A 497-nucleotide genomic window follows, 5' to 3' on the forward strand; every position below is an offset into this window, starting at 1 on the left:
CCCGGCGGCAGCCACAAGGTCGTATCGTCCTGTTCCACCACGGCCGGGCCGGCCACGGCCGAGCCGGCCCCCAGATCCTCGCGCCGGTACACGTTCGCCTCCAGCCATCCTCCCTCGTGGAACACCGGCCGCTGCCCGCGCGCGGCAGGGGACGGATCGCCCGGCGCCAGCTCGGGCAGAGCGACCTTGGCCACCTCCCCGATGATGCTCAGGCGCTGGGTGATCGCCTCCACCGCATGATCCGGCTCGCGGAAGCCGTAGATCGCCTCGTGGGCCCGATGGAACGCGTCGAGCACGCCCTGCACGTCCTCTGCCGCCCGCACCGCCTCGGGAATGGTGACGGTGAGCGAGAAGGACTGCCCGGCATACTGCATGTCCACCGCATGGACGAGGTGCTGGCCCACCACCGGCACGTCCTCCGCGACCAGCCATGCCTTCGCCATGGCCTCCAGGGCCTGCCAGTTTGCCCATAGCCGCTCGCCCGCAGCCTGCACGCG

1 pseudogene is annotated in these 497 nt (G+C 71.6%); it reads right to left on the reverse strand.

From position 1 onward, the window contains the following. A pseudogene (locus tag EQG76_RS12080) lies at positions 1 to 443 on the reverse strand (hydantoinase/oxoprolinase family protein); the annotation flags it as partial. Positions 444 to 497 lie beyond the last annotated feature (54 nt).

Source organism: Geminicoccus flavidas (genome assembly GCF_009806515.1).
Taxonomy (GTDB): Bacteria; Pseudomonadota; Alphaproteobacteria; order Geminicoccales; family Geminicoccaceae; genus Geminicoccus; species Geminicoccus flavidus.